The sequence below is a fragment of the Kribbella koreensis genome, from assembly GCF_039525325.1.
Lineage (GTDB): Bacteria > Actinomycetota > Actinomycetes > Propionibacteriales > Kribbellaceae > Kribbella > Kribbella koreensis.
On sequence record NZ_BAAAHK010000004.1, the window covers coordinates 154022 to 174820 of the forward strand.

Genomic DNA, 20799 nt, shown 5'->3' on the forward strand with positions numbered 1-20799 from the left:
GGTGAAAGGGGGTCGCTGGGACCTCCGCGACCGTCAGGATGGTGCCTGTGAAGTACATGCTGCTGATCTACAGCAACGAGGAGAGCTGGGCCGGACTGACGGCCGAGCAGCGCGAGGGCCTGGCCCGGTCGCACGAAGAGCTGATGCACGAGCTCACCGAACAGGGCATGCTGGTCAGTGCCGCCGGGCTGGCCGATCCGATCACCACCCGGACCGTCTCCGTCCGCGGCGACACCCTGACCACGACCGACGGACCGTACGCCGAAGCCAAGGAGCACCTGGCGGGCTTCTATCTGGTGGAGTGCGACGACATCGACCAGGCGATCGACTACGCGGCCCGGATGCCGGACGCGAAGTACCTCGCCGTGGAGGTGCGACCTGTGATGGACAGCTCCGGGCTGGAGATGTGAGCGACTTCGAGCTCCTGCTGCGGGAGGAGACGCCGCAGGTGCTCAGTGCGCTCGTGCGGCACTACGGGCACTTCGACCTGGCCGAGGAGGCTGTGCAGGAGGCCCTCCTCGCGGCTGCTCAGCAGTGGCCGTCGGAAGGGGTGCCTGACAACCCGCGCGGCTGGCTGATCCGGGTCGGCTCGCGGCGATTGACCGACCTGCTGCGCAGCGAGTCCGCGCGGCGTCGGCGCGAGGAGAACGCGGCGAACCTCGCTGCTCCTGAGGAGTTCGTTGCCTCGGCTCCGGATGTCGACGACGTGGCCGGGCGGGACGACACGTTGACTTTGTTGTTCCTGTGTTGCCATCCAGCGGTATCGGCGGCGTCGCAGATCGCGCTGACCTTGCGGGCTGTCGGCGGTTTGACCACCGCGCAGATCGCCGCCGCGTTTTTGGTGCCTGAGGCAACTATGGCGCAGCGGATCTCCCGGGCGAAGCGCAGTATCAAGCAGGCGGGCAGTACTTTCGAGATGCCGCCCGAGGCTGAGCGGGATGCCCGGATGGGTGCGGTGCTGCATGTTCTGTACTTGATCTTCAATGAGGGCTACACCGCCTCGTCGGGCACCTCGTTGCACAGCGCGGAGCTGACGACCGAGGCGATTCGGCTGGTGCGCGGGGTTCGCCGGCTGCTGCCCGACGACGGTGAAGTGCAAGGGCTGCTGGCGTTGATGTTGCTCACCGATGCGCGACGGCCGGCGCGCACGGATGCGGATGGCGGGCTGGTTCCGTTGGCGGATCAGGATCGGTCGAAGTGGAACAAGGCGGCGATCGTCGAGGGAGAGGCGCTCGTCACCGACGCGTTGTCGCGGACTCAGCTCGGGCCGTACCAGGTGCAGGCGGCGATTGCCGCAGTACATGGGACTGCCGAGCGGTCGGAGGACACCGACTGGCCGCAGATCGTCGCGCTGTATCAGGTACTGGAGCAGATCTCGGACAACCCGATGGTGACGCTGAACCACGCGGTGGCGGTGGCGATGGCGACCGGGCCGAAGGAGGGGCTGGCTGTGCTGGAGCCTCTCGATTCCGACAACCGGATCACCGAGCATCACCGGCTGGAGGCGGTTCGCGCGCATTTGCTGGAGATGTCGGGTGATCTCGACGGAGCGCGGGCGAGCTACTTGCAGGCGGCTCGGCGTACGACGTCGATCCCCGAGCGCAACTACCTGCAATCCAAGGCGGACCGGCTGAGCTAGCCGCTCGAGAACGGCCAGCTCAGCCTTCGAACTTCAGGCGCTTCAGTGCTTGAAGGCGTCCTTGGCCTTCTCGCCGGCCTGCTTCAGGTCGCTGACGCCCTGGTCCGTCTTGCCCTCGGTCTCCAGGCTGTCGTCACCCGTGACCTTGCCGACGACCTCCTTGGCCTTACCGGCCAGGTCTTCCGCGGCGTTCTTGGCCTTGTCTGCGAAGCTCATCTGTTTTTCCTTCCCTGGTGGGTGAACCGGCCCATCGGCTGCCCTCTGCAGCAACCAATGGCCCGGCCGCGGCGCCCCCCGTCCGAAGCGCCGACACGAGTAAGTCGGACCCACCCGTCACTTCGTCACGGCGCCGTGACCCAGATCACCCACACGGGCCAAGTCGCGCCGTCGTGTTCGGTGTGTCAGTTTTGGAGTGTGGATCTCACCAAGGCATCGCTCCTGCGCGAGATGCTGACCGGGACGGAGCTCGGCAGCCGTACGACCGAGTTCGCCCATTCGCTGCGCAGGTTCACCACCCGGACCGGCGGCCTGATGCTGTTCGGCCCGGCCGACGACGAGCCCTGGCACCTCACCGCCCACCTGGACGACGAGCTGCACCGCGCCGGCATCGAGGACATCCGCCCGTCGCTGGTCCGCTGGGCGCCGCCGCCGGACGCACCCCCGCACCTGTCGATCGGCCTCGACCGCCTCCGCGAGTCCGGCCGTGGCGAGTCGCTCCTCGTCGTCACCGAGCAGACCCCGGCCGACACCTTGCTGGAGCGCATCGACGACGTACGCCGCCGCGGTACGACGATCTTCAGCATCGACAACGGCAACAAGGACCTGGCGTCCCTCTCGCACGAGTCACTCGTCCCCGAACTCCTGGTCCCGAGCAGCTTCGGCACAGGCTGGGTGAGCCACCCGGTCGGCCAGGACCACGACGAACCGGACCACGGCCGCCACGCCATCCCCGACGAAACGCTGACCGCCCTCCGCGAGGCGGTCGCCGGCTTCGAAATGACCCAGCACCTGGTCAGCCTCGCCGTAGCCGACGAAGACACCGGTCAACCCAGCGGCTGGCGCCGCTCGCTCCGCACCTTCATAGAACGCCTGAGCGGCGAACCCGCCTGACGCCGCCGGTCCGCAACCAGTGAGGACTGGCCCGAAGCGGCGGCCGGATGGAGCTAGCTGTCCTGGAGACCGGCGAGCAGCGGGTAGCGGGCTTCCATCTCGGAGTCGTCGTCGAAGTCGAAGTTCTCGCCGGCCGGGATGTCCGGGCTGTCGATACCGGCAGCCTCGACGATCTCCCAGTACTCCGCGCTGGAGCCGCCCGCCGCCTCGTAGGCATGCTGAGCCACGCTCAACATCCCCTCGCCGTTGAACCCCTCGAATCCCTCGCCGAGATCCTCGTCGACCACATCGGCCAGCGAGTCCGGATCGGCCAGCGCGGCCTCCCAGGTCTCCCGGCCTTGCGCGGCCAGCCAGCCGCGGAAGTAGTCGAACCCGTCGTCGGAGGCGCCGCCGTTGATCAGGTACGCCGCACCCCACAGATCCTGCCGGTACGACTCCGCCTGCAACCGCTCCCACACGACGCCGAACCCGGCGATCTCCTCCAGCGCCAACTCACCCAGCGCCTTGGTCAACGCGTCAGCGACTCCATCCGGATCCGCGACGGTGTCATCCACCTCAACCCGAGCCGCCTCGACAAGCTCCCAGAACCCATCCTTGTCCACCCCGAAATCGTGTCACGAAACCCGGTCCACAAGCATCCCCTTGTCGGGTTCCGGGACAGATATCGGCGAGTTGATCTCTCCGTCGGCGGTCTCAGCAGCCTCCACCGGCTCGATCGGCTCCACCTGCTCGGCAGGTACATCGGCAGTGTCATCAGGTAGAGCGATCGTCTGATCGGGGTCATCCGGCTGGACGGTGTCCAGCTCCTGCCCGTCCTGCGAGGACAGTGCAGTAGAGGTGAGGGCTGGCGGCTCCGCCGGCTGCTCTGGCGTCTCCCGCAGACGTGGAGGCGTCGCCGTCCAGGCCCGTAGGTCCTGCAAGACATCGCCGTAGAAGGTGTTGATCGCGGCCTCGACCGAGTCGATGAAGGCACCCCGGCCACGCCCGCGCTTTGAGCCGAGGGGCAGGGTGAGTGCGACCCGGAACGATCGCAGCTCCTTCCGGGGATCCTCGATCAGCCGGGTGGGTTGCTCCCGGACGTTCTTGAGCAGATCGGCGGTGCCGGGTCCGCGGGAGTGCAGCGTGAAGGCTTCGAGCCTTGCGGTATCGGGCGCATGGCGCAGCTGACGGACCAGCCAGTTGACCCGGGTGGTCGGCTTGCCATCCTTGGGCGCTGCGATGTCGACGTGGCAGATCACCTGTCCAGCCCGCAGATCGGCTGTCACGATCAATGGCCCGACCGCGTTCGGAATGCTGATCGCACCCTGCATGGTCCCTGTCGTGCACATGGACTGGACGAGCGCCTGCGAGCGCAGCGCCGGTTCCGCCATCTCCTTACGGCTGAGTGCTGGAGTGACGTCGTCGCCTAGCCGCCGGCCCAGTTGAAGGCTGACGTAGCGAAGCAGCGCGTCAAACCGGGCGGCGACCTCCGGTGCGCACTTGTCGCCAGGGCGGAGGGTTCCGGCCGCAACCGCCTCGCGGGTCGCCACCCATGAGCCGCCCATGTCCTCGAACTGCAGGGCGCCAGACCGTGGGTGCTCGAGGTACCGGATCAGTTCACCGAGGATCCAGGCCTGATCCGGGTCGGCAACCCCTCGGTGTTCCTTCTGCAGTACGGCCTCTGCCAGCACCATCGACCAGGACCAGTGATGCAGCGCAACCCGCTTGAGCTTCTTCTTGTCGACCTTGGTCGGATGCATCCCGGCGATCGCCGGGATCTCGTTCGAGATCGTGATCACCGCATCGAATCCCCGCTCACGGGCGATGTCGAGATAGGCCTCGAGTTGCTCGCACGCCAGTTCGTTGACGCCGGTCTTCACCTCGACCAGTGCGGTCCATTCCTTCTGACCGCGACGGGCGCGGATCAGCCCGTCCGGATAGAGCCGCCGGTCACCGAGCTCGAACGGAACCTCGATGTAGGTCTCCAGGACACCGGCGGGTGCTCCAAACGGCTGGGTCAGCACGCGGCCGAACTCGCGGACCGACGTCATCACCGCCAGCAGAGCTGAAGTCGCCCGGCGTTCCTGTTCGTCCGCTCCGTTGATTCCTGAGGTAGGAATCAGCCGGGCTTGATGCCACGTTTCCTCTGCCATCTCGTTGCCCCCACAGGCGTTGCCAACTGCGGCCCCCACCAGGTCCGCATCCCTGATCGCGCGGTGAGTACCGGACCTTACGCCTGTCGTCACGGAACGTGAAGACCTGAGTATGAATTCAACAGAACGTGAGCATCGAGGAGTGATTACCAGGCTTGGTCGAGGAGGGAGCGGAGGTCGGTGGGGAGGGTTAGTTGGGCGCCGGACAGGGCGGTGGTGAGGTAGGTGGGGGTGGTGATGCCGATGATGGGGGTGATGGTGGGGGTGCCGCCGGTGAGCCAGGCGATTACTGCTTCGTTGGGGGTGACGCCTAGTTCGGTGGCGACCGTGGTGAGGGCTTCCAGGCGGCGGGTGGTGCCGGGGTGGGTGAAGGCTTCGTGGAAGGGGCGGTCGGCTCGTTCGTAGCCACCGGACATCAGGGGGCTGTAGGCGAAGAGTTGCTGGTCCGGGTTGAGTTCGGCGTAGTCGAGGACCTCGTCGGTGATCCAGCCGAAGCGGTGGTCGTGGGCGTGGTCGCGGACGAACGGCCGCGGCTGGACGTACGAGTAGCGCAGTTGCAGCGCGGTCGGTGCCTCCACGCCCTGCTGCTCGGCCAGGCCGCGCATCCGCTCCACCCGCCAGAGCGCGTAGTTCGAGAGTCCGATCCGTCCGACCGTGCCGGCCGCGACGTGCTTGCCGAAGGCGGCGACGGTCTCCTCCAGCGGCGTCTCGCGGTCGTCACGATGCGCGAAGTACAGGTCGATGTGGTCGATGCCGAGGCGGCGGAGCGACGTCTCCAAGGCCGCGTCGATCGCTTTGGCGCTCAGCCCCTCGGACTTCTCCGGATAGCTCCCCGGCCACAGCGGCTCGCAGCCGACCTTGGTGGCGAGCTTGACCCGGTCGCGAACGCCGGGCCGACTGGCGAACCAGCGGCCGAGCAGTTCCTCGCTCTGCCCGCCATGGCCGCTCTCGTGCTGCCAGAAGGCGTAGCAGTTGGCCGTGTCGATCCAGACGCCGCCGGCGTCGACGTACGCGTCCAGCAGCGCTAAGGCGGTCTTCTCGTCGATCCGGGTGCCGTACTCCATGGCCCCGAGGGCGATGTTCAACTCAGTCATAGCCAGAACCCTCGATGCTGGAGTTCTCTCTAGGTCAACCGTCGCGACCATCAGCTGAGACGATTAGTGTCGAATGTCGGACATTCATGCGAAACTGCAGCTGTGAGCGGATACCTGGCCGAGGACGAGGTGATCGATCATTCGCATCCCGCGATCACCGCCCTGGCCGCCCGGCTCCGCGCTGACAACCCCGGTACGACGGACTTCGCCCGCGCCGCCTTCGACTTCACCCGCGACGAGGTGAAGCACTCGATGGACATCGCCGATCCGGTCGTGACGGTGACGGCGTCCGAGGTACTCGAGCAAGGCGCCGGTCTCTGTTTCGCCAAGTCGCACCTGCTCACCGCGTTGCTCCGGGCCGAGGGTGTGCCCGCCGGACTCTGCTACCAGAAGCTTTCCAACGGCCGTGGCGGCCACTTCCTGCACGGTATGGTCGCGATCCAGCTCGACGGCCGGTGGTACCGCCAGGACCCGCGCGGCGACAAGCCCGGTGTCACCACCGAGTTCTCACTGACCGACGAGCGCCTCGCCTACCACCCCCGCGAGGAACTGGGCGAAGCCGATCTGGAGCCCATCCTGGCGAGCCCCGATCCAGGCCTGGTCGCAGCCCTCCGGAACGCCGACAACACCATCGATCTGGTCCTGAACGACGGCCTCCCGGCCGATCTCACAACCCGCGACGACCTCCCGCGTACTGAACTACCCGGGTAGGGTTTGTTTCCTTCGGCCCCGGGCCGGCTGAACTTACCGGCGTCCGCAGGGGTACGGCGGTCAGACAACCGGCCCGGGACCGAGGCGAACAACCCTCACGACCAGCGCGCGAGCACCTCAGCCGCGACTTCGCCGGTACTACGGCCGCCCGTAGCCACCGAGAAATCACTGGGATCGTCAACAGCCAGCTGCGCCGACAACTCGGCGGCACGCGCCGCCAGCCTGGTGAGGTCGTCACCTTCCTCGCGCCCACGTCGCTCGATCCGAAGGGCCAACTCGCCATCGGACGCGTCCAGCCGGCAGATCAGCACCGGCCCACCTGTCGCCTCCTCGAGTAGCCGCCGCTCGTCCGCACTCTCGACGACCCCCGCCACGATGAGCCGCCGACTCCCGGCCAGCTGGTAGTTCGCCCACACGGCAGCCAGGTTGGTCGCCTTCAGTCGCGCGTTGTACGGATCGTCAGCCGGAGCCGGCCAAACCGCCCCCAGCAGATCGAGGTCCGCGAACGCGGGAGCCTGCCCGAGATCGATGCACCGATCCCACACCCGCCACCCCACGGTCGTCTTCCCGACGCCCGGCGCTCCGGACAGTACAAGGGCTGCCGTACTACGCATTGCCCCGAGTCGACGTCCTGACCACGAGCTCCGGGGTGAACGTCACCCGTTGATGCTCGTGATCCGGGTTCGAAGACTCGTCCAGCAGCAACTCCGCCGCCGTACGCCCGAGCAGCTGACGCGGTTGCCGCACCGAAGTCAGCGGTACTGCGGCAGCCGCCGCGAACTCGATGTCGTCATACCCCACGATGGCGAGATCCTCCGGTACTCGAAGCCCGAGGCTCACACATTGCTGCAGCAACCCCAACGCCAGCAAGTCATTTGCGCAGAACGCCGCCGTCGGCCGCCGATCCGCGGGCAGCCCGGCAAGTCGTTGCCCAGCGCCCCTACCTTCGGCGACTGTCAACGCGCCGGTGAGCACGTCGACCAGGCTGTCGGCCGGCAAACCCGCCTTCCGCAAGGCCTCCTGGGCACCCTCGCGCCGGTCGGTGACCTGGCCGATCGTGTTCGGCCCGCCGACGAAGGCGACGCGGCGATGCCCGAGCTCGATCAGATGCGTCAGCGCGACCTCGCCACCCAACACGTCGTCGACGGCCACCGAGCAGTGCTCGCCGTCGTCGATCGCGCGGTCGACCACGACGACCGGCGTACCGCGGTCGGGCAGCGTGCTGAGGCGGGACGAGTCGGGGTCGATCGGCGTGATCAGCACGCCTTGAACGCGTTGCTGTTCGAGCAGATCGAGGTAGTCCGCCTCGCGCCCCGCGTCCTCGTTGCTGTTGCAGAGGAAGACGGACAGGCCGGCCTTCTGTGCCGCCTCCTCGACACCGCGCGCGACGTCGGTGAAGAACGGGTTGCCGGCGTCGAGCATCAGGTACGCGATGATCCGGCTCGAGCCGGCCCGCAGTTGCCGCGCCGATTCGTTGCGGACGAAGCCGAGTGACTCCATCGCGGACTCGACCTTCGCGCGCGTCGTCGGGCTGACCATTTCGGGCCGGTTCAGGACGTTCGAGACGGTACCGAGCGAGACGCCGGCCGCGGCCGCGACATCCTTCACGCCGGCTGCGCTCCGGGTCGCGCCGCCCGGCCGCAACCGCCGGGCTTGTCGCCGTGCGTTGGTCTTCGCCAGCCGCTCTTGGTCGCGCACCGCGTTCGGGGTGCGGGGCGGGTTCGGAGTACGGGTCTGCTTCGGCGGTAGGGCCGGGTCCGGGGTACGGCGTGCGCGGTCGGCAGCGCCACTCGGTGCCACGCGGCCTCCCCGGGGTTGAAACGTGATAGCTGACGAAGCGTACCTGCTTTCCTGTGGAAAACCTCAGTCTTTCCGCGCGGTTCTCCACAGACTCCGTGCGAGGCCTTGACGGCCTGAGCAGCCCGCCATTACCTTCGTGCAATCTTCTTGAAACCTTTCAGCAACGACCTTTCAACGACCATCAGAACCCGCCGGAGGTGAGCATGCCGACCGAAGCCCCAGTACTGCGGGTGCGTGAGGTGTCGAAGTCGTTCGGCGCCGTCGCCGCCGTCCAGGGCGTCTCCTTCGATCTGTACGGAGGAGAGGCGCACGCGTTGGTCGGTGAGAACGGCGCGGGCAAGTCCACCATCGTGAAAATGCTGGCGGGCGTGCATCGCCCGGACGCCGGCAGCCTCGAGCTCGACGGCGCGCCGGTCGAGCTGACCAGCCCGGCCGACGCCAAAGCGGCCGGGATCGCGGTCATCTACCAGGAGCCCACGCTGTTCCCCGATCTGTCCGTCGCGGAGAACATCGCGATGGGCCGGCAGCCACTGGGTCGTTTCAAAACCATCGACCGCGCGGCGATGATCAAGCAGGCCGAGCAGCTCTTCAGCAGGCTCGGTGTGGCGATCGAGCCGAGCCGTCCGGCGCGTGGTCTGTCGATCGCCGACCAGCAATTGGTCGAGATCGCGAAGGCCTTGTCCGCCGACGCTCGCGTCGTCGTGATGGACGAGCCGACCGCGGCGCTCACCGGCGTCGAGGTCGAGCGCTTGTTCGCGGTCGCGCGCTCACTGCGTGACGACGGCGCCGCGCTGGTCTTCATCTCGCACCGGTTCGAGGAGATCACCGCCCTGTGCGAGCGGGTGACGATCATGCGCGACGGCAAGCATGTCTCGACCGACCTGGTCAGCGAGGTCAGCGTCGACGAGATGGTCCGCCGGATGGTCGGCCGCGAGCTGGGCGCGCTGTTCCCCAAGCAGGACGTGACGCCGGGCGCGGTGGTGCTGAGCGTGACCGGATTGACCCGCGATCCCGTCTTCGCCGATGTCTCCTTCGAGGTCCGGGCCGGCGAGATCGTCGCGCTGGCCGGGCTGGTGGGTTCCGGCCGGTCCGAGGTGGTCCAGTCGATCTTCGGCGTCGACCCCCGCGACGCGGGCACGGTCAAGGTCGGCGGCAAGACGCTGAAGCCGGCCTCGCCGCGGGCCGCGATGGCCGCCGGGGTCGCGCTCGTGCCGGAGGACCGCCGCCAGCAAGGCCTGGTGATGGAGCTGTCGATCGAGCGCAACGTGACGCTGCCCAGGTCGCGCGCGCTCTCGCAGCTGGGGTTCCTCACCGGCAGCAGCGAGCGCCGCTCGGCCAAGGAGTGGACCCAGCGCCTGAAGACGAAGTATGGCCGGCTGTCCGACGAGGTCGGCACCTTGTCGGGTGGCAACCAGCAGAAGGTCGTGCTGGCCAAGTGGCTGGCGACGGCGCCGAAGCTGCTCATCGTCGACGAGCCGACCCGCGGGATCGACGTCGGCACGAAGGCGGAGGTGCACCGGTTGATGTCCAGCCTCGCCGCGGAAGGAGTCGCCGTCCTGATGGTGTCGTCGGAGCTGCCCGAGGTGCTCGGGATGGCCGATCGGGTGCTCGTCATGCGCGAGGGCCGGCTGGTCGCCGAGCTCGACCGCGAGCGGGCCACCGAGGAGTCGGTCATGTTCGCCGCAATGGGACAGGAGGCCTCGGTATGACCGCCGCACCCACCCGCGCCCGTTCAGCCGGCGCAGACTCTGCTGGACCCGACCTCGCCCCGCCGGCCGCGAATCTGCCTGCGGGCGCCTCCCGGCGTTCGTCACTCGATCTGGTCCTGCGGGCTCGTGAGTTGGGGATCGTGCTGGCGCTCGCGGTGCTGGTTGCCGTGACCACGATCTCCAATCCGCGTTTCCTGTCCGGCCAGAGCATCCGCGACATCCTGCTCGGCACCGCGATCCTGGCCGTTCTGGCAGTCGGCCAGGCCGTGGTGGTGATCACCCGCAACATCGACCTCTCGGTGGGGTCAGTGCTCGGCCTGAGCGCGTTCACCGTCGGCACGTTGCTGCGCGACCACCCCGGACTACCCGTCCTGCCGGCGCTGCTGATCGGCGCCGCCGTCGGCGGGGTCTGCGGCGCGGTCAACGGAGTGCTCGTCCGCTACGGCAACGTCCCCGCCCTGGTCGTCACCCTCGGCACCTTGTACGTCGTCCGTGGCATCACCTACTTCTGGGCCGGTGGCCAGCAGATCAACGCGGACGAACTGCCGGCGGGCTTCCTCGACTTCGGCAACGCGACCTTGCTCGGCGTTCCGTATCTGGTCCTGATCGCGCTGCTGGTCCTCGGCGTCACCGGCGTCGTCCTGCGGAACTACCGCGTCGGCCGCGAGCTGTATGCGATGGGTTCGAGCCCGCAGGCCGCGCGGCTGGCCGGCATCTCGGTCGGGCGACGCACGATCGGCGCCTTCGGGGTCAGTGGGGCGCTGGCCGGTTTGGCCGGGGTCCTGTTCGCGGCCCGGTTCGGGACGATCGACGCGGCGGCCGGCACCGGATACGAGCTGAACGTGGTCGCCGCGGTCGTGGTCGGCGGGGTCGCGGTCTTCGGCGGCAGCGGTTCGGTCTGGGGCGCCGCGCTCGGCGCGCTGCTGCTGACCACGATCGGCAGCTCGCTCGCGGTGCTGGAGATCAACCAGTTCTGGCAGCAGGCGATCGTCGGCGGCCTGATCCTGCTCGCCATCGGCGCCGACCGCCTGGTCGCCGTCCGAATGGCCGCGTCTCTGAAGAAGCGAGGCTCTCATGTCAGCTGAAACCGCCATCGAGAGCCGCACCGCAGGACTGACGGCCAAGGTCGCCAACTGGAACGTCGCGATCATCGCGGTCACCGTCGTCGTGCTGATCGTCGCGGCGGCGACCGTCGAGAACTTCGGCACCTCGCAGAACTTCGGCTTCCTGATCCTCGACCTGCTGCCGATCGCGCTCGTCGCGTTGCCGATGACGCTGGTGATCGTGACCGGCGAGATCGACCTGTCGGTGGCGAGCACCCTCGGCCTGTGCAGCGCGGTGATGGGCTCCCTGTGGAACTCGAATCAGCCGATCGAGACGATCATCCCGCTCTGCCTACTCCTCGGCGCCGTCCTGGGAGCGGTGAACGGCTTCTTCGTCACCGTGCTCGGCCTACCGTCCCTCGCCGTCACCATCGGCACCCTTGCCCTCTACCGCGGCCTGGCCTTCGTCGTGCTCGGCGACAGCGCCGTTGCCGACTTCCCGGTCCAATACACCGACTGGGTGACCGGCAACATCGCCGGTACGTCGATCCCGAACGTGCTGCTCATCATCGTCGTGCTGGCCGCCGTCTTCGGCGTCCTGCTGCACGCGACGCCCATCGGCCGGGCCGTCTTCGCCGTCGGCGCAAGCGAGCAGGCAGCCCGCTTCGCCGGTGTCCGCCCCGGCCGTCTCAAGTTCTGGCTGTACGTCGCCAGCGGTCTGGTGTCCGGCCTGGCCGGCGTGCTCTGGACCCTGCGGTACTCCAGTGCCCGAGCCGACAACGGCGCCGGACTCGAGCTCGCGGTCGTCGCGGCCGTCCTGCTCGGCGGTGTCTCCATCTTCGGTGGCAAGGGCGCATTGCCCGGCGTGATCGCCGGTGTCGTCCTGCTCGCCTCGCTACAGAACGCCCTTCGCCTCTCCGACGTCTCGAACGAGGCGCTGAACGTGGTCACCGGCGTCCTGCTGATCGTCTCCGTGCTCGCCCCCAACCTTGCCAACGCCGTTCGCGGCTCGGTCCAGCGCCGCCGGCACCGGACCACCAATCCCCTGTAGGGCCACTTGTCCAGAAAGGACAGCTCATGTCTTTCCGCATCTCACGCCGCCTGGCGGTGCCCTTGTCGACGGTGGCCGTCGCCTCGCTCGCACTGACCGCCTGCGGCGGTGGCACCACCAAGGCGAGTACGGCGAACGAGGCCACCGGCGCGCCGAGCAGCACCGGCTCGGCCGCGGCCGACCCGAACGCGCCACTCAAGGAAGGCCTGAAGATCGCCTACCTGCCCAAGCAGCTCAACAACCCGTACACCGACGTCGAGGTCGGCGGCGGCAAGGTCGCGGTCGGTGAGCTCAAGGGCGAGTACAAACTGGTCGGCCCGAACGACGCCAGCGCGTCCTCGCAGGTCAGCTACATCAACACGCTGATCCAGCAGACGCAGGACGTGATCGTGGTCGCGGCCAACGACCCGAACGCGGTCTGCCCGTCGCTGAACCAGGCCCGCAAGGCCGGCATCAAGGTCGTCTCGTTCGACTCCGACGCCTCGAAGAACTGCCGGGACGCGTTCATCAACCAGGCCACCACGCAGGGCATCGGCGAGAGCCTGGTGAAGATGGCCAGCGAGCTGGCCGGCGGCTCTGGTGAGATCGCCGTCCTGTCCGCCACCCCGAACGCGACCAACCAGAACTCCTGGATCGAGGTGATGAAGACCGAGCTGGCCAAGCCGGAGAACGCCAAGCTCAAGCTGGTCAAGGTTGCCTACGGCAATGATGATGACCAGAAGTCGTTCACCGAGGCGCAGGGCCTGCTGCAGTCGTTCCCGAACCTCAAGGTGATCGTGTCGCCGACCACGGTCGGCATCGCCGCCGCCTCGCGTTACGTCAGCGCCTCCAACTACAAGGGCAAGGTCGCGATCACCGGCCTCGGCCTGCCGAACCAGATGCGCAAGTTCGTCAAGGACGGCACGGTCAAGAAGTTCGCCCTCTGGAACCCGGCCGACATCGGCTACCTGGCCGCGTACGCCGGCGCCGCGCTCAAGTCCGGCCAGATCACCGGCGCCGAGGGTGAGAAGTTCAAGGCGGGCAAGCTCGGCGACTACACCGTCGGCAAGGACGGTGAGATCGTGCTCGGCCCCCCGACCGAGTTCACCGCCGCCAACATCGACAAGTTCGACTTCTGAGCAAGTTGCCATGAACCGCTACTGCTTCTGCCTCCAGGTCCGCAAGGACCGGCTGGACGAGTACGCCGAACGCCACCGCGACGTGTGGCCCGACATGCAAGCCGCGCTCCGCGACTCCGGCTGGCACAACTACTCGCTCTTCCTCCGCGACGACGGCCTGCTGGTCGGTTACGTCGAGGCCGAGGACCTGGAGGCGGCGCAGAAGGCGATGGCGGCGACCGAGGTCAACACCCGCTGGCAAGCCGAAATGGCTCAGTACTTCACAGGTATCGACGGCCGGCCGCCGGACGAGTCGTTCGTGCTGCTGCCCGAGATCTTCCATCTGACTCCGAGTACCGAGGACTGATATGACCGCCGTGACCGATGCATTGAGCCGTCAGGAGATCGAGCTGCCCTCATGGGCGTTCGGCAACTCGGGGACCAGGTTCAAGGTCTTCAGCCAGCCCGGCGTGCCGAGGTCGCCGGAGGAGAAGATCGCGGACGCGGCCGTCGTCCACAAGTACACGGGGGTGGCGCCGAGCGTGGCGCTGCACATCCCGTGGGACAAGGTCGACGACTACGCGGCGCTCGCGGCGTATGCCAAGGAGCAGGGCGTCCGGCTCGGCGCGATCAACAGCAACGTCTTCCAGGACGACGACTACAAGCTGGGCAGCGTCACCAACCCGGATCCCCGGATCCGGCGCAAGGCGACCGACCACCTGCTCGAGTGCATCGACATCATGGACGCCACTGGTTCGCGAGACCTCAAGCTGTGGTTCTCCGACGGCACGAACTACCCGGGCCAGGACGACCTCTGGGACCGGCAGGACCGGCTGGCCGAGGCACTCAGGGAGGTCTACGACCGGCTCGGCGACGACCAGCGGATGCTCCTCGAGTACAAGCTGTTCGAGCCGGCCTTCTACGCGACCGACGTCCCCGACTGGGGTACGTCGTACGCACACTGTCTCGAGCTCGGGCCGAAGGCCGTGGTGTGCATCGACACCGGGCACCACGCGCCGGGGACGAACATCGAGTTCATCGTGGCGTTCCTGTTGCGGGCGAAGAAGCTCGGCGCGTTCGACTTCAACAGCCGGTTCTACGCCGACGACGACCTGATGGTCGGTGCGGCCGACCCGTTCCAGCTGTTCCGGATCATGAACGAGATCGTCCGCGGCGACGCCCTCGACCCGGATCGCGGGATCGCCTTCATGCTCGACCAGTGCCACAACATCGAGGCGAAGATCCCGGCCATCATCCGCTCGGTGATGAACGTCCAGGAGGCGACCGCGAAGGCGCTGCTGGTCGACCGGGACGCGTTGCGCAAGGCCCAGCAGGACGGTGACGTCCTCGCTGCGAACGCCGCGATCATGGACGCCTTCAACACCGATGTCCGCCCTCTCCTGGCTGACCTGCGCATCGCGCAAGGTCTCGACCCGGACCCGGTCGCCGCCTACCACCGCAGCGGCTACTTCGAACAGATCACCAAAGACCGAGCCGACGGCCAGCAGGCCGGATGGGGAGCATGACAGTGTCTGAACCAGCCGCCGAGCTTGTTGCGCGAAGCAACAGATTGGGCGCCGACCCGCGCAACACCAACTACGCGGGCGGCAACACGTCCGCGAAGGGCACGGCCATCGACCCGGTGACCCAGCAGCCCGTCGAGCTCGTCTGGGTGAAGGGCTCCGGCGGCGACCTCGGCACGCTCACCGCCGCCGGCCTGGCGGTACTACGGCAAGACCGGCTCAACGCCCTCGTCGAGGTCTATCCCGGTGTGGATCGTGAGGACGAGATGGTCGCGGCGTTCGACTACTGCCTGCACGGCAAGGGCGGAGCCGCGCCGTCGATCGACACCGCGATGCACGGACTCGTGGACGCGCCGCACGTCGATCACCTGCACCCCGACTCGGGGATCGCGCTGGCGACGGCCGCCGACGGGGAGAAGCTGACCGCGGAATGCTTCGGCGACCACGTCGTCTGGGTGCCGTGGCGGCGTCCCGGGTTCCAGCTCGGGCTCGACATCGCGCAGGTCAAGAAGGACAACCCGCAAGCGATCGGCGTCATCCTCGGCGGCCACGGCATCACTGCCTGGGGCGACACCTCTGCCGAGTGCGAGGCCAACTCGCTCGACATCATCCGGACGGCGGAGCGCTTCCTTGCCGAGCGCGGCAAGGCTGAGCCGTTCGGGAGCGTAGTACCGGGATATGAAGCTCTGCCTGAGGTCGAGCGGCGGCAGCGGGCGGCGGCGTTGGCGCCGGTGATCCGTGGGCTGGCCTCGACGGACAACCCGCAGGTCGGGCACTACAACGATTCTGAGGGCGTGCTGGAGTTCACTGCTCGGGAGCGGTTGGCTGAGCTCGCGGCGCTTGGCACCTCGTGCCCCGATCACTTCCTGCGTACGAAGGTCCGGCCGCTCGTTCTCGACCTGCCACCGACTGCTTCGATCGAGGAGGCGACGCTCCGGCTCAGGGAGCTGCATCTGCGGTATCGCGAGGACTACGCGGCGTACTACGACCGCCACGCGACGCCGGACAGCCCGCCGATGCGCGGCGCCGACCCGGCGATCGTTCTGGTGCCCGGCGTCGGGATGTTCAGCTTCGGCAAGGACAAGCAGACCGCTCGGGTAGCCGGCGAGTTCTACCTGAACGCGATCAACGTGATGCGCGGCGCGGAAGCCGTCTCGACGTACTCGCCGATCGACGAGAGCGAGAAGTTCCGGATCGAGTACTGGGCGCTGGAGGAGGCGAAGCTGCAGCGAATGCCCAAGCCGAAGCCGCTCGCCACCCGGGTCGCCTTCGTGACCGGTGGTGGTTCCGGCATCGGCAAGGCGATCGCCCAGCGCCTGGCCGAGGAAGGCGCGTGCGTCGTCGTCGCGGACCTCGACCTCGCCGCAGCCGAGGCAGTCGCGAAGGAGATCGGTACTACGGACCGCGCGATCGCCGTCGCTGCGGACGTGTCAGATGGTGCGGCGGTCGAGCAGGCGATGCAGGCGGCCGTGCTCGCCTTCGGTGGCGTCGATCTCGTCGTCAACAACGCCGGCCTCTCGATCTCGAAGCCGCTGCTCGAGACGACCGAGAAGGACTGGGATCTGCAGCACGACGTGATGGCGAAGGGGTCGTTCCTGGTCTCCCGCGCCGCCGCGAAGGTGCTGATCGATCAGGGCATCGGAGGCGACATCGTCTACATCTCCAGCAAGAACGCGGTCTTCGCCGGTCCGAACAACGTCGCGTACGGCGCGGCCAAGGCCGACCAGGCGCATCAGGTCCGGCTGCTGGCCGCCGAGCTGGGCGAGTACGGGATCCGCGTCAACGGCGTGAACCCTGACGGGGTCGTCCGGGGGTCGGGGATCTTCGCCAAGGGCTGGGGTGCGCAACGCGCCGCGGTGTACGGCGTACCGGAGTCTGAGTTGGGGGCGTTCTACGCGCAGCGCACGCTGCTCAAGCGGGAAGTGCTGCCGGAGCATGTGGCTGCGGCCGTCTTCGCCCTCGCTGCTGGGGATCTGTCCCAGACGACTGGCCTGCACGTACCCGTCGACGCCGGCGTTGCCGCCGCCTTCCTGCGCTGAGGAGTTTCGCCATGTGGAGCAGTGATCCGAGCCGCTCGGTGGACGGGCATGGCCTGCTGCCGTGGGTCGAACCGCGGAAGACGCGGATCGGCCTGGTCGCGGGTGGGCTTGGCGCGTACTGGCCGCAGTTCCCCGAGTTGCTGCCGCAACTGCAGGCGTCGGCGCGACGAGTGTCGGAGCGGTTCTCCGCGCTCGATTGCGAGGTGATCGATGTCGGCTTCATCTCCGATGCCACGGAAGGCGCGGCGGCGGCTGAGAAGCTGAGGCTCGCGGACTGCGATCTGATCGTCGGGTTCCTCACCACGTACATGACCGCGTCGATGCTCGTGCCGATCGCGCAGCGCAGTGGGGCGCCGGTCCTGTTGCTCAATCTGCAGCCGACGGAGTCGATGGATCACGCTTCGTTCGACACCGGGGCTTGGCTCGCGTACTGCGGTGCTTGTCCGCTGCCGGAGATGGCGAACGCGTTCGAGCGTTGTGGGATCGACTTCCGGTCGGTCTCGGGATACGTGGAAGATGAGCGTGCGTGGGCCCGGATCGAGCGGTGGCTGAAGGCGGCCGGCGTACGAGCTGCGTTCCGGCACGGGCGGCATGGGCTGCTGGGGCATCTCTACCCCGGGATGATGGACGTGATCACGGATCCGACGCTGGTCTCGGCGCAGCTCGGTGGGCATGTCGAGATTCTGGAGATCGACGACCTGCGGGTCCGGGTCGAGAAGGTCACCGAGGCGGAGACGGCGCTCCGGATGAAGGTCGCCCGGGAGATCTTCACGCTGGACGATTCGGTGAACGAGGACGACTTCCGGTGGGGTGCGACGGTGTCGGTCGCGCTGGATCGGTTGGTCGAGGACTTCCAGCTGGACACGTTGGCGTACTACCACCGCGGGCTCGACGGCGAGACGCACGAGCGGGTCGCCGCGGGGATGATTCTCGGCGCTTCGTTGCTCACGGCAAGAGGTGTGCCGGCGGCGGGGGAGTACGAGCTGCGGACGTCGCTGGCGATGCTGGTGATGGACAAGCTGGGCGCAGGCGGTTCCTTCACCGAGCTGCAGGCGCTGAACTTCCACGACAACGTGGTGGAGATGGGCCACGACGGCCCAGCCCACCTGGCGATCAGTGCTGAGAAGCCGTTGCTCCGTGGGCTTGGCATCTACCACGGGAAGCGCGGTTGGGGTGTCTCCGTCGAGTTTGACGTCAAGCATGGCCCGGTTACCGCACTCGGTCTCGGTCAACTCCGCGACGGCTCCTTCCGCCTGATCGCTTCCGAAGGCGAGGTGGTCCCCGGCCCCCTCCTCCAGATCGGCAACACCACCTCCCGCGTCGACTTCGGCTGCGACCCCGGCGAATGGACCGACGCCTGGTCCGCCTCCGGCATAGCCCACCACTGGGCCCTAGGCACCGGCCACCGCGTGGCAGAGCTGAAAGCAGTAGCCGACCTTCTCCACCTAGACCTCCGCGTCGTAAAGGTCTGAGGGCTGATCCATGGCAGTGAACCTCGCAGCGGTAGACCTCGGCGCCTCGAGCGGCCGGGTGATGCTGGGCCACGTCGACGCGGCCGCCCGTGGCCGCACGGCTGGCAGCCGGCGCGCTTCAGGCGGCGCAGGCCGGCTGGAGCTGACCGAGGTCCACCGCTTCTGGAACGGCCCGGTGCGGTTGGGAAACACCCTGCACTGGGACATCCTCGCGCTGTACCGCGAGATCCTCGTCGGCCTGGCCGCCGCCAACACTCTCACCCAAACCCGCGGCACCACTGCAGCTCGCCCTTCCCCGGCCACCGCCCCGGCCACCGCCCCGGCCACCGCCCCGGCCTCAGCTCCGGCCTCAGCTCCGGCTCCGGCGGGGTTGGATGGCTTGGGGATTGACTCCTGGGCGGTGGACTACGGGCTGCTGGACTCGCAGGGACGGTTGCTTGGGAATCCGGTGCATTACCGCGACGGGCGGACCGACGGGGTGATGGAGCGGGTGTTGCAGAGCATCTCTGCAGACGAGCTTTATGCGGTGACGGGGTTGCAGCAGTTGCCGTTCAACACGATCTACCAGTTGGCCGCTGAGCAAGGGATCGAGCGGGCCACCACCTTGTTGATGATTCCGGACCTGCTCGGATACTGGCTCACCGGCGAGGTCGGGGCCGAGGCGACCAACGCTTCGACTACCCAGTTGTATGACGTGCGGGCTCGGCGGTGGAGTGCAGAGCTGGCCAGGCGGATCGGAGTACCGGACGGGTTGTTGCCGGAAATTCGGGAAGCGGGGCAGGTGATCGGGGGGTTGCTGCCGGCGGTTGCTGAGGAGACGGGACTTGATCCGGCGACGCCGGTGATCGCGGTGGGGTCGCATGACACCGCTTCGTCGGTGGTTGCGGTGCCGGCCGTGGAGGGGGAGCGGTTCGCCTATATCTCGTCGGGGACCTGGTCGCTGGTCGGGCTGGAGCTCGACGAGCCGGTGCTGACCGCCGAGGCGCAAGCGGCGAACTTCACGAACGAAGGGGGTGTCGACGGCCGGATCAGGTTCCTGCGGAACGTGATGGGGCTGTGGATTCTGCAGGAGTGCCTGCGCGTGTGGGGGGATGATGATCTACCGGGACTGTTGCGCGCGGCTGCCGAGGCGCCGGCGTTCGCAGTACTGATTGATCCGGACGATCCGAGTTTCCTTGCCCCCGGCGACATGCCGGGCAGGATCGAGGAGTTCTGCGCCCGCTCCGGGCAGGATGCGCCGCGGTCGCGGGCGGCTGTCGCGCGGTGTGTGCTGGAGAGTCTCGCGCTCGCGTACCGCCGGACGCTCCGGCTGGCGCAGGAAGTCGCCGGGCGGGAGATCGAGGTAGTACACGTGATCGGCGGCGGTTCGCAGAACGAACTGCTCTGCCAGCTCACAGCAGATGCCTGCGGCCTGCCGGTCCTGGCAGGTCCAGTCGAGGCATCCGCTCTAGGCAACGTACTAGTCCAAGCGCGAGCCCTAGGCGAACCGCTCCCCGACCTAACCGCGATGCGCGCACTAGTCCGCGCAACCCACAAGCTGCGGCCCTACCAGCCGCAGGGCAAACCGGCCGACTGGGACGCCGCCGAGTCCCGGGTGTTCGGAACAAGGTGACCCCCATGACCACCCTCCAGAACGACCCCCTGGCCCCAGAGAACCGCCCCCACCCCAATCCACCCCACCTCCGAGCCATCCCCCACAACCCACCCCACCCCGCCCAACCCGCTCCCCACGACCGCGAACCCTCCGACCTGTACGCCGGAGCCGCACAACAACCTCGCCCCCTCCACCGCGACCATCCGAGAGCCAGCGATCCGTATTCCGGAGAGCAACAACCTCGTGCCCTCCCGCGCGACCATCCGGAGCCGCGGGACACGTTGACTCGGGAGGCGTTTGCCCTGGAAGCCTCTGCGCGGGAACGACTGCGCGAGCCGCTTGACCGGGACCTGGTGGTCCGGAAGATACCGGGGCGTGAGCCGGACTCTCGGGACCTGGTGGTTCGGGAGATACCGGGGCATGAGCCGGACTCTCGGGACCTGGTGGTTCGGGAGATGGCGGGGCGTGAGCCGGCTGCTCGGGACCTGGTGGCTCGAGACAGTGCGGAGCAGGAGCCGCTGGGGCGGGATGTGCGGTCGCGGGAAGCGTTGGCGCGGATTGGGCGGGGGGCGCATCGCGAGATCAGCCATGACGACCTGCAACTGCTCCGGCTGCTTGCGACCGGTCTGCCGATGGACTCCGTCGCCCGCCGCCTCGATCTGTCCGAACGCACCGTACGCCGGCGCACCCGCGCCGCCTGTGACCGTCTCGGCTTCGGCACCGCCGTAGAAGCCATCGTCTGGGCCGCCCGCCGCGGCCTCCTCTAACCAACAGTCGGCCGCCCC

At 68.0% G+C, this 20799-nt stretch carries 20 protein-coding genes; 14 read left to right on the forward strand and 6 right to left on the reverse strand.

The window, feature by feature from the left end; all coding sequences use genetic code 11:
• Positions 1-56 precede the first annotated feature (56 nt).
• Complete coding sequence (locus tag ABD116_RS09035) at positions 57-410, forward strand: YciI family protein (RefSeq protein WP_343967684.1); 354 nt, start codon at positions 57-59, stop codon at positions 408-410.
• On the forward strand, positions 407-1639 hold the full coding sequence (locus ABD116_RS09040) for an RNA polymerase sigma factor (RefSeq protein WP_343966927.1): 1233 nt from the start codon (positions 407-409) through the stop codon (positions 1637-1639). Before ABD116_RS09035 ends, ABD116_RS09040 begins: the two co-directional genes overlap by 4 nt.
• Before the next feature lie 42 nt (positions 1640-1681).
• Here ABD116_RS09040 and ABD116_RS09045 read toward each other — a convergent pair whose 3' ends face one another.
• A complete protein-coding gene (locus ABD116_RS09045) occupies positions 1682-1855 on the reverse strand; it encodes a CsbD family protein (protein ID WP_328332045.1) in 174 nt (57 codons plus the stop codon).
• 198 nt (positions 1856-2053) lie between these two features.
• Between ABD116_RS09045 and ABD116_RS09050 the strand changes: the two genes are divergently transcribed.
• The gene (locus ABD116_RS09050; RefSeq protein ID WP_343966930.1) at positions 2054-2749 is read left to right on the forward strand and encodes a hypothetical protein; all 696 of its coding nucleotides are present in this window, start codon (positions 2054-2056) and stop codon (positions 2747-2749) included.
• A gap of 53 nt (positions 2750-2802) precedes the next feature.
• Here ABD116_RS09050 and ABD116_RS09055 read toward each other — a convergent pair whose 3' ends face one another.
• The 3 genes from ABD116_RS09055 to ABD116_RS09065 all read right to left on the reverse strand — a co-directional run bounded on the left by ABD116_RS09055 (position 2803) and on the right by ABD116_RS09065 (position 5975).
• Positions 2803-3351, reverse strand: a complete 549-nt coding sequence (locus ABD116_RS09055) for a DUF4240 domain-containing protein (RefSeq protein WP_343966932.1) — start codon at positions 3349-3351, stop codon at positions 2803-2805.
• A gap of 12 nt (positions 3352-3363) precedes the next feature.
• Entirely contained in the window at positions 3364-4881 is a 1518-nt protein-coding gene (locus ABD116_RS09060) for a hypothetical protein (protein WP_343966934.1), read from the reverse strand.
• A 146-nt stretch (positions 4882-5027) separates the two neighbouring features.
• Positions 5028-5975: an aldo/keto reductase gene (locus ABD116_RS09065; protein ID WP_343966936.1), complete on the reverse strand. Its 948-nt coding sequence runs from the start codon at positions 5973-5975 to the stop codon at positions 5028-5030.
• A 102-nt stretch (positions 5976-6077) separates the two neighbouring features.
• Here ABD116_RS09065 and ABD116_RS09070 point away from each other — a divergent pair, with 102 nt between their 5' ends.
• Entirely contained in the window at positions 6078-6686 is a 609-nt protein-coding gene (locus ABD116_RS09070; protein ID WP_343966937.1) for a transglutaminase-like domain-containing protein, read from the forward strand.
• 95 nt (positions 6687-6781) lie between these two features.
• Here ABD116_RS09070 and ABD116_RS09075 read toward each other — a convergent pair whose 3' ends face one another.
• Entirely contained in the window at positions 6782-7300 is a 519-nt protein-coding gene (locus tag ABD116_RS09075; protein ID WP_343966939.1) for an ATP-binding protein, read from the reverse strand.
• A complete protein-coding gene (locus tag ABD116_RS09080; RefSeq protein ID WP_343966941.1) occupies positions 7293-8486 on the reverse strand; it encodes a LacI family DNA-binding transcriptional regulator in 1194 nt (397 codons plus the stop codon). The genes ABD116_RS09075 and ABD116_RS09080 overlap by 8 nt, the downstream gene beginning before the upstream one ends.
• Before the next feature lie 203 nt (positions 8487-8689).
• Between ABD116_RS09080 and ABD116_RS09085 the strand changes: the two genes are divergently transcribed.
• The 10 genes from ABD116_RS09085 (at position 8690) to ABD116_RS09130 (ending at position 20781) form a co-directional block, all read left to right on the forward strand.
• Complete coding sequence (locus tag ABD116_RS09085) at positions 8690-10195, forward strand: sugar ABC transporter ATP-binding protein (protein ID WP_343966943.1); 1506 nt, start codon at positions 8690-8692, stop codon at positions 10193-10195.
• Complete coding sequence (locus ABD116_RS09090; RefSeq protein ID WP_343966946.1) at positions 10192-11280, forward strand: ABC transporter permease; 1089 nt, start codon at positions 10192-10194, stop codon at positions 11278-11280. Before ABD116_RS09085 ends, ABD116_RS09090 begins: the two co-directional genes overlap by 4 nt.
• A complete protein-coding gene (locus tag ABD116_RS09095) occupies positions 11270-12289 on the forward strand; it encodes an ABC transporter permease (protein ID WP_343966948.1) in 1020 nt (339 codons plus the stop codon). The genes ABD116_RS09090 and ABD116_RS09095 overlap by 11 nt, the downstream gene beginning before the upstream one ends.
• 26 nt (positions 12290-12315) lie before the next feature.
• The gene (gene rhaS / locus ABD116_RS09100; RefSeq protein ID WP_343966950.1) at positions 12316-13407 is read left to right on the forward strand and encodes a rhamnose ABC transporter substrate-binding protein; all 1092 of its coding nucleotides are present in this window, start codon (positions 12316-12318) and stop codon (positions 13405-13407) included.
• Between the two features lie 10 nt (positions 13408-13417).
• Positions 13418-13753, forward strand: coding sequence for an L-rhamnose mutarotase (locus tag ABD116_RS09105; protein ID WP_343966952.1), 336 nt, complete (start codon positions 13418-13420; stop codon positions 13751-13753).
• 1 nt (position 13754) lies between these two features.
• Positions 13755-14912, forward strand: a complete 1158-nt coding sequence (rhaI, locus tag ABD116_RS09110; protein ID WP_343966954.1) for an L-rhamnose isomerase — start codon at positions 13755-13757, stop codon at positions 14910-14912.
• Entirely contained in the window at positions 14909-16948 is a 2040-nt protein-coding gene (locus tag ABD116_RS09115; protein WP_343966956.1) for a bifunctional aldolase/short-chain dehydrogenase, read from the forward strand. The genes rhaI and ABD116_RS09115 overlap by 4 nt, the downstream gene beginning before the upstream one ends.
• A gap of 11 nt (positions 16949-16959) precedes the next feature.
• Complete coding sequence (locus ABD116_RS09120; protein ID WP_343966958.1) at positions 16960-18420, forward strand: L-fucose/L-arabinose isomerase family protein; 1461 nt, start codon at positions 16960-16962, stop codon at positions 18418-18420.
• Between the two features lie 10 nt (positions 18421-18430).
• On the forward strand, positions 18431-20032 hold the full coding sequence (locus ABD116_RS09125; protein WP_343966961.1) for a rhamnulokinase: 1602 nt from the start codon (positions 18431-18433) through the stop codon (positions 20030-20032).
• Between the two features lie 437 nt (positions 20033-20469).
• On the forward strand, positions 20470-20781 hold the full coding sequence (locus tag ABD116_RS09130) for a LuxR C-terminal-related transcriptional regulator (RefSeq protein WP_343966964.1): 312 nt from the start codon (positions 20470-20472) through the stop codon (positions 20779-20781).
• The last annotated feature ends 18 nt before the right edge of the window (positions 20782-20799 follow it).